We start from the raw sequence: 8,227 nt of genomic DNA on the forward strand, positions 1-8,227 counted from the left end.
CGCCTCGGCGATCTCGCGAGCGGCGGCGTAGACGTAGGAGAGGTCGGCGAAGCCGTCGCCGCGGCGGGACGGCGTGCCGACGGCGATGAACACGGCCTGGGCCTGTGCGACGGCGGGCTTGAGGTCGGTGGAGAAGGCGAGCCGCTTCTGGCGGACGTTTTCGGCGACCAGCGTATCGAGGCCGGGCTCGTAGATCGGCATGCGGCCCTCGTTGAGGGCGGCGATCTTTTCGGGATCCTTGTCGATGCAGACGACCTCGTGGCCGAAATCGGCGAGGCAGGCACCCGACACCAGGCCGACATAGCCCGAACCAATGATCGCGATACGCATCGGGGACCCGTCTCCCTGCCGCGGCGGCCCTCGATCCTCAGGATCCGTGCAGGAGGCCACCCGCCCCGAGGGTCGGCATATTTTCCCGTGCCGGCAATTCGCTCAGCGTGGCCCGCGTCGGCGCATTCGGGGGATCGTCCCGTCCCGAATGGCCGTGATCCCCGCCCGAGCGAGGACGCGCGGGGCCGAGTCGAGACCGGGCTTCATTGGTCGCCGTAATAGTCGAGGTACCACTTCACAAAGGCGGGGATGCCGGTCTCCAGGGGCGTTTCGGGCAAGCTGCCGACGAGATCGTGCAGCAGGTCGGTGCTTGCATGGGTGCGGATCACGTCGCCGGGCGGCAGCGGTTTCAGGACGCGCTCGGCCTTGCGACCGAGGGCCACCTCCAGGGCGGCGATCATGGCATCGAGGCGGGCCGGGCGACCGCCGCCGATATTGACGAGGCGGTAGGGCGCCACCGCGCTCAACGTATCGGCGGCCGAGACCGGGCCGCCCTCCCCCGGTTGCGGCGGTGGGCGCTCGGACAGGGCGAGGATCGCGTCGACGAGGTCGTCGATGAAGGTGAAGTCGCGCTCCGCCGCGCCCTCGCCGAACACCTCGATCGGCTCGCCCGCCAGGATTTTTCGGGTGAACAGGAACAGCGCCATGTCCGGCCGCCCCCACGGGCCGTAGACCGTGAAGAAGCGGAACGCCGTCGTCGGCACGCGGAACAGGTGGGCGTAGGAATGCGCCATCGCCTCGTTGGCGAGCTTCGAGGCGGCGTAGAGGGTGAGCGGCGAGACCGCGCGGTCGGTCTCGCGGAACGGCACGCTCGCATTGCCGCCATAGGCCGAGCTGGTCGAGGCCGTCAGGAGGTGCCGGACCGGGTGGGCGCGCACAGCCTCCAGCAGGTTGGCGAAGCCGACGAGGTTCGCCTCGACATAGGCGCCGGGGTCGATGAGGCTGTAGCGGACCCCCGCCTGCGCCGCGAGATGAAAGACGACGTCCGGTCTGACGCGCGCCATCACGTCGAGAAGGGCGCCGGGGGTTTCGAGCCGCGCCTCCACCGCCTCGAAGCCGGGATGCCGCGCGAGATCCGCGTGCCGGGCGCGCTTCAGCGCGACATCGTAGTAGGGCGAGAGACCGTCGAACCCCATCACGGCGTGACCCGCCGCCAGCAGGCGCCGGCTCAGCGCGTGGCCGATGAAGCCGGCCGAGCCCGTGACAAGAGCGTGCATGCGAGGCCCGTCGCGCCGACTTTCCGAGGATGGAGCGGGATAGCCCCCGCGCGCGCTCCTCGCAAGAAACGCCGAGACTGCGGGAGAAAGCGCGGCCCGGTCTCGTGCCGGGAACATCGCCGACGATCCGCGACTTTCGTTTTCACAGGTTTTTCCAAGCGGGTCTTCACGAGCCGCGCGACCGCCGGGCGGGCTCTGGCCTGCTTCCAGCGCGGAGCTGTCGCGCCGGCTCAGGGCTTGTTTCTCGGGGAATACGGTATACTTACGCCAGACTATCAGCCGACCTATGCCTTGAACCCGCCCGCGACGCGGGTCCCGCTTCTGCCGGGGCCGAATGCCGTTGTACGGAACGTGTGAGAGAGGTGGGCCGGCCGAGACATCCATCCAGGCCCAGGGCGCCGTGTCGCCCCTCGCCCGCTACCCGGCTTGGAAGGCGCGGCGTCCGTTCCGGTCGGCGCCGGCCGAGCCGACCTCGGGCGCCCCGATCCGCCTCGTCCTCCCCGCGCCCTTCGCCCGGGCCGACGCGGTGGCGCGCAGCGTGGCGAGCCTGCGCGCCCAGACCCATCGCAACTGGTCGCTCCTCGTCGCCTGGACGGATGGCGATCCGCCGACGAAGCCTGCGGGACCCGATCCGCGCTTGTCCTCCGGCAACTGGAATCCGGCCGCCACGCTCCGGGATCTCTGCGGAGACGCCGCCCTGTTCGGCCTGCTCCGTCCCGGCGATGTCCTGGCTCCGGAGGCGCTGAGCCTGCTCGCGCACGGCGTCGCGGCCGAGGCCGCCGAGATGGTCTACGCCGACGAGGAGACCGGCGGCCGGACGATCCGGCCGCGCCTCAAGCCGGATTGGAGTCCCGATTTCGCTCTCGTCACCGGCTATCCCGGCGCCCCCGCTCTCGTCGCGACCTCGTTCCTCTCCGCCCTGCCGGCCGAGCCGGTCGGCTCCCCCGAGGATGCCGCCCTTGCCCTCGACCTCGCAACCGGGGCCGCGACCCGCGTCGTCCACATCCCGCGGATCCTGTGCCGCCGCGAGCCCTTCGCGGTCGACTTGTCCGCCCGCGCATCACGCCTCGACTGGCAGCTGAGCGCCGTCGGCTCGCCGGCGCGTGCGGTTCTCCGCCACGGCTGTCTCGACCTGCACTGGCCGCACCCGAAGCCGGCACCGCTGGTCAGCGTGATCGTTCCCTCGCGCGACCGGCTCGACCTGATCGCGCGGGTCACCGAGGGCGTTCTCGAACGGACCGACTATCCCGCCCTCGAACTGGTGATCGTGGACAACGGCTCCACGGAGCCGACGGTGCTCGCGCTCTACGAGCGGCTGCGGGCCGATCCACGGGTGCGGATCGAGCCCCATCCGCACCCCTTCAACTTCTCCGCGATGGTCAATGCCGGCGCCGCCCGGGCCCGCGGCGACATCCTCGTCCTGCTCAACAACGACGTGGCGGTGCTGCGGCCGGACTGGCTCGACGTCCTCGTCGCCCAGGCGGTCCGGCCGGAGGTGGGCGCCGTCGGCGCAAAGCTCCTCTACGAGGATGGACGGCTCCAGCACGCCGGTGTCGTGGTGGGGCTCGGCGGCGAGGCAGGGCACATCCTCCGCCGCCGTCCCGCCGACACGCCCGGCCACCTCGATCGCCTGCGCGTCGCGCACGAGGTCTCGGGCGTCACCGCGGCCTGCCTCGCCGTGGCGCGGGAGAAATATTGCGCGGTCGGCGGCTTCGATGCGGAGACCTTTCCGATCGACTTCAACGACATCGACTTCTGCCTGCGGCTCGGGGCGCGGGGCTGGAAGACGATGTGGACGCCCCACGCCGTCCTGTCCCATCTCGAATCGGTGAGCCGGGGGCGGCCGGTCGGGGCCGCCCGCGCGCGCTTCGAGCGCGAGGCGGCCGCCTTCACCGAGCGCTGGCGCGCCGTGATCCGGCACGATCCGTTCTACCATCCGGCCCTCTCGCTCACGACCTTCGGCGAGGAGCTCGAATGAGAGCCGAGGGCGCACCCGACGGATGGCCCGACGCGCTGCGCTTCGCCGCCGAGCCCGTGCCGGGTCGCCTCGTGCGGGTCGCGCGCGCCCTGCGCTCTCCGAGACGGGCCCTCTCGATCCTGCTGACCCGGCTCGCAGGCCGGCGGCTGCGGGCGGCGCAGCGCTTCATCGTGCTCGTCGGAGCCCACCACGACCTGCACCGGCCCGGAAGCCTCGCACCGCCGAGCGAACCGCCCGCCGCCCTCGCCGCGGCCGGGATCGAGCGGGTCGAGATCGGTCGGGGAGGCACGGTGGGGATCACGCCGGAGGGAGGTCCGGTCGTCCTGCTCTCGGTCCAGGGTCAGTCCATCGCCGAGGGGGCAGGGGCCGCCATCGCCGCCGCCTTCGACGATCCCGCACTCCATGCGCTCTACGGCGATGCCCTGTTCCGGGTCGAGCGCGGCCCATGGCTTCCCCTGCTTCGGCCGGCTTTCGATCGCGATTACCTGCACGCGGTCGATTACCTCGGACCCGTCATCGCCCTGCGCCGCTCCAGCGTGGCCGGCATCGCGATCGCCGACGGGGCTCCCGCCCTCGACCTCGCCCTGAGGATCGCGGACCGCTTCGGCCCGGGCGCCGTGCGCCACCTCCCGCAGATCCTCTCGGTCGGAGGTTTCGGCGGCGCGGGGCAGGGGGCGACGACGCGTTCCGCCCGGTGCGCGGCGATCCGGCAAGACCTCGATCGGGCGGGGGAGGGGAGCACGAACATCGTCATCGAGGAGGACGGCGTGATCCGCCTCGACAGGCCCCTGCCGGAGCCGCGTCCCCTCGTCAGCCTGATCGTCCCCACCCGCGACCGGCTCGACCTGCTGCGCCCCTGCATCGAGAGCCTGCGCCACCGCACCGACTGGCCGGCGAAGGAGATCCTGATCTGCGACAACGGCAGCCGCGATCCCGCGACGCTCGCCTATTTCCGAACCCTCGAGGCGGAGGGCGCGGCGCGGGTCGTCGCCTGTCCCGGCCCTTTCGATTTCGCCGCGATCAACAACCGCGTGGCGGCGCAGGCGCGCGGGCGCCTCCTGGCCTTCATCAACAACGACGTCGAGGCCGAGGCGCCGGACTGGCTGGAGCGGATGGTCCGCGAGGCGTTGCGCCCCGATGTCGGCGCCGTCGGCGCCCGGCTGATCGACGGCGCGGGCCGCATCCAGCACGGCGGCATCGTGCTCGGCACCGGCGGACTCGCCACCCACGGCCACCGCCACTTCCCCGGGGACGCCGCCGGCTACCTCGGTGCCCTGCGCGCCACCCGAAGCGTTTCGGCGGTGACCGCCGCCTGCCTCGTTGTCGAGGCGGACAAATTTTCCCGCGCCGGCGGTTTCGACGCCGCGGCCTTCGCCATCGACTTCAACGACGTCGATCTCTGCCTGCGCCTCAATGCCCTTGGCCTGCGCACGCTCTACGTCGGCGGCGCCGTGCTGCATCATCGGGAATCGGCGAGCCGCCGGCCCTCGCCGGAGGCGGCCGCCCGCCACCGGGCGGAGGTCGAGGCGCTGAAACAGCGATGGGGGCCGCTGCTGGCGCAGGACCCCCATTATCATCCGGGCTTCGATCCGGACCTCTCGACCTACCTACGCCTGCGCCGCGGCTGGACCGGCCGGGGGCCGGCCACGCCACGCTGAGCGCTCGCCCTACTGGACGAGGCGCGGGCCGCCGGTCTGGACCTTCTCGTTCTCGGACATGATGCCGAGACGCTTGGCGACCTCGGTATAGGCTTCGATCAGTCCGCCGAGATCCTTGCGGAAGCGGTCCTTGTCGAGCTTGTCCGAGGACTTGATGTCCCACAGCCGGCACGAATCGGGGGAGATCTCGTCGGCGACGACGATGCGCATCAGGTCGCCCTCCCACAGGCGGCCGGTCTCCATCTTGAAGTCGACGAGACGGATGCCGACGCCGAGGAAGAGGCCGGACAGGAAGTCGTTGACGCGGATGGCGAGCGCCATGATGTCGTCGATCTCCTGGGGCGTCGCCCAGCCGAACGCGGTGATGTGCTCCTCCGACACCATCGGGTCGTTGAGCTGGTCGTTCTTGTAGTAGAACTCGATGATCGAGCGCGGCAGCTGGGTGCCTTCCTCGAGCCCGAGCCGCTGGGCGAGCGAGCCCGCCGCCACGTTGCGCACCACCACTTCGAGCGGGATGATCTCGACCTCGCGGATCAACTGCTCGCGCATGTTGAGCCGGCGGATGAAGTGGGTCGGCACGCCGATGTCGTTGAGGTGCTGGAAGACGAATTCGGAGATTCGGTTGTTCAGCACGCCTTTGCCGTCGATCACCTCGTGCTTCTTGGCATTGAAGGCGGTCGCGTCGTCCTTGAAATGCTGGATGAGCGTCCCCGGCTCCGGTCCCTCATAGAGGACCTTCGCCTTGCCCTCGTAGATGCGACGGCGGCGGTTCATAGGCGTGTACCGTGGTTTGAGGAAGTCCATGGGGCCGTGGCTCCTTCGGAACTGGCACGTGAAGCGAAATCCGCGGCGCGGCGACCCGTCTGGCGGGCGGACGGCCAGGACCTGCCCTCAGGTGCCAATCCCGGCCGCCATACCATCAATCTACCGGAACGAGGTTTGCAGCACAACGCGTTGGCGCTGCACCGCTTCGTCCGGACGGGCGCCGGGCGCCGGCTCCGTGTCTCGCGCGAAGCGCCCGCTGCGCCGTCGCCGTCGGAGGAGGCGCTGCCGGGCAGCCGGCATTTTGCGAGGCACTCTAATCGGTTGGGGATATGGGGGTGAGCGCCGTCGTCTTGGAGGGATAGCGGCAGAGATCCGCGATGACGCAGCGCGGACATTCGGGCCGGCGCGCCTTGCAGGTGTAGCGCCCGTGCAGGATCAGCCAGTGATGCGCGTTGAGTCGGAACGGCTCCGGCACCCGCGCCTCCAGCCCCGCCTGCACCTTGTCGGTGGTGGCGGCGGAGAACAGGGGGATGCGGTTCGAGACGCGGAAGATGTGGGTATCGACCGCGATCCGCGGCACGCCGAAGGCCACGTTGAGCACCACGCTCGCGGTCTTGGTGCCGACACCCGGCAGGACTTCGAGGGCTTCGGCCTCGCGCGGGACCTCGCCCCCGTGCCGCTCGATCAGGATCCGCGAGAGCGCGATGACGTTCTTCGCCTTGGTGTTGAACAGTCCGATGGTGCGGATGAAGTGGCGGACCCGTTCCTCGCCAAGATCCAGCATCTTCTGCGGCGTGTCGGCGATGGCGAAGAGCGGCGCGGTCGCGAGGTTCACGCTCTTGTCGGTCGCCTGCGCCGAGAGCACCACCGCGACGAGCAGCGTATAGGGGTTGATATAGTCGAGTTCGGAGCGCGGTTCCGGGTCGGCCGCGCGGAGGCGCGAGAAGATCTCGACCAACGTCGCATCATCGACGGGAGGCGGCGAGGTTTCGACCCGCGCCGTCAGGGCCGGCGCCAGCTCGGCCCTGGGCTTTGCTGGTTTCGCGCGCCCGTCGGCAGACTTCGCTGGCTGACTTTTTACCGCAGCGGGGGCGGAAGAGCGGGATGACGGCTTTTTCGCTGGCATCGGCGCGTTATATTCGGCCCATGGCGAGCGGCAACATTCCTGCACATCCGGACGGGCTCGATCCCGCAACGATGGACCGGCCGGTCTACTCGGCCGTGATCCGGCCTCACCAATCCCTGAGCCAGGACGGCTTCCGGATCGTGATGGGGTTCTGCTGCCTCGTCTCGCTCGTGACATCGATCGCCTGCTGGCGCGCCGGCTTCTGGCCGATCGCCGGGTTCTTCGGCCTGGATATGCTGGCCCTTTACGTGGCGCTGAAGGTCAGCTTCCGCCGCGGTCGCTCCTTCGAGGAGGTGATGATCTCGCCGATCGAGGTGTTTCTGGCCCGCATCGATCCGCGCGGCGTCCGCCGCGAGTGGCGCTTCAACCCGCTCTGGACCAAGCTCAGCCGCGTCGACGACGAGGAGTTCGGCCTGCGCACGCTGACGCTCACCTCGCGTCGCGAGCACGTCGTTGTCGCCCGCGACGCGTCACCCGACGAGCGGGCCATCGTGGCCGATGGACTCACGCGCGCCCTGGCGCAGGTGAAAAAGGGCTACTGATCGAGCGCACGAGGGCCCTCCCGTTGCGGAAGGGCCGCCGGATGCGTTCCGAGGCTTCGTGGCGGGCGCGATCGCGCCTTCCGCGATTTTCCGATTGACGTCGGCGCCCGGCCTCCATATACCCACTTTCACCGACGGGGCGCCGCGGTCCACCGCTTGGTGGCCGAGTGTTTCGACGGTCTTCGGGATTGTCGGTGGAGCGGAGCTGATCCGGGTGACTGGATCGGGCGATTGCTGTCCTTCCTGTTCCGGGGTGTTGGCCGTTTCCGGCGCCGTGGCGCTTGCGTGGGGCGGTTGACAGGACGGTTCGCCGGCTCTAGACGCCGCGGACCGCGAGCGGCGGGGTCGATCCCGCGCCGCGGACTTCATCGCCGAGGTGGGCTGGATGGGCCGGGCAACCGGGCTGTCGGCGCGTCTTCGGTGGAGGGTGCCTCCTTCGGGGGTCGGCCTCGCGCTCTTTGACAAGTGAATCATCGAGAAAGAGAAACGTGGGCGGCTTGTTCATGTCCTTGCGGGTCCGAGCGATCGGACCGTGAGAGATGAAAGCTGACCTTCGTTTCGGAAAGCTCACCGGTCATTCATGGAAACGTGGGTGATACGGATGTGAGCAC

At 70.0% G+C, this 8,227-nt stretch carries 7 protein-coding genes; 3 read left to right on the forward strand and 4 right to left on the reverse strand.

All coding sequences use genetic code 11. From position 1 onward, the window contains the following. Both MFF42_RS17875 and MFF42_RS17880 read right to left on the reverse strand, forming a co-directional pair. The coding region (locus MFF42_RS17875; RefSeq protein ID WP_283206891.1) for a 2-dehydropantoate 2-reductase N-terminal domain-containing protein at positions 1-330 on the reverse strand (330 nt) is incomplete at its 3' end. Between the two features lie 203 nt (positions 331-533). Next, complete coding sequence (locus MFF42_RS17880) at positions 534-1,547, reverse strand: NAD-dependent epimerase/dehydratase family protein (protein ID WP_238256957.1); 1,014 nt, start codon at positions 1,545-1,547, stop codon at positions 534-536. Positions 1,548-1,881: 334 nt separating this feature from the next. Between MFF42_RS17880 and MFF42_RS17885 the strand changes: the two genes are divergently transcribed. After that, positions 1,882-3,525, forward strand: a complete 1,644-nt coding sequence (locus MFF42_RS17885; RefSeq protein ID WP_306423549.1) for a glycosyltransferase family 2 protein — start codon at positions 1,882-1,884, stop codon at positions 3,523-3,525. Continuing rightward, entirely contained in the window at positions 3,522-5,183 is a 1,662-nt protein-coding gene (locus tag MFF42_RS17890; RefSeq protein ID WP_238256959.1) for a glycosyltransferase, read from the forward strand. The genes MFF42_RS17885 and MFF42_RS17890 overlap by 4 nt, the downstream gene beginning before the upstream one ends. A gap of 9 nt (positions 5,184-5,192) precedes the next feature. Here MFF42_RS17890 and purC read toward each other — a convergent pair whose 3' ends face one another. Continuing rightward, complete coding sequence (gene purC / locus MFF42_RS17895; protein ID WP_017487305.1) at positions 5,193-5,987, reverse strand: phosphoribosylaminoimidazolesuccinocarboxamide synthase; 795 nt, start codon at positions 5,985-5,987, stop codon at positions 5,193-5,195. 274 nt (positions 5,988-6,261) lie between these two features. Continuing rightward, positions 6,262-7,074, reverse strand: a complete 813-nt coding sequence (nth, locus tag MFF42_RS17900) for an endonuclease III (protein WP_238256960.1) — start codon at positions 7,072-7,074, stop codon at positions 6,262-6,264. Between the two features lie 20 nt (positions 7,075-7,094). Here nth and MFF42_RS17905 point away from each other — a divergent pair, with 20 nt between their 5' ends. Next, positions 7,095-7,616, forward strand: coding sequence for a DUF2244 domain-containing protein (locus MFF42_RS17905; protein WP_238256961.1), 522 nt, complete (start codon positions 7,095-7,097; stop codon positions 7,614-7,616). The last annotated feature ends 611 nt before the right edge of the window (positions 7,617-8,227 follow it).

Origin of the sequence: Methylorubrum podarium (assembly GCF_022179745.1) — a bacterium.
GTDB classification, from domain to species: domain Bacteria; phylum Pseudomonadota; class Alphaproteobacteria; order Rhizobiales; family Beijerinckiaceae; genus Methylobacterium; species Methylobacterium podarium.

Coding starts and splice junctions, on each gene's coding strand:
- MFF42_RS17880 (WP_238256957.1), bottom strand. CDS start 1,547: ATGCACGCTCTTGTCACGGGCTCGGCCGGCTTCATCGGCCACGCGCTG.
- MFF42_RS17885 (WP_306423549.1), top strand. CDS start 1,882: ATGCCGTTGTACGGAACGTGTGAGAGAGGTGGGCCGGCCGAGACATCC.
- MFF42_RS17890 (WP_238256959.1), top strand. CDS start 3,522: ATGAGAGCCGAGGGCGCACCCGACGGATGGCCCGACGCGCTGCGCTTC.
- purC (WP_017487305.1), bottom strand. CDS start 5,987: ATGGACTTCCTCAAACCACGGTACACGCCTATGAACCGCCGCCGTCGC.
- nth (WP_238256960.1), bottom strand. CDS start 7,074: ATGCCAGCGAAAAAGCCGTCATCCCGCTCTTCCGCCCCCGCTGCGGTA.
- MFF42_RS17905 (WP_238256961.1), top strand. CDS start 7,095: ATGGCGAGCGGCAACATTCCTGCACATCCGGACGGGCTCGATCCCGCA.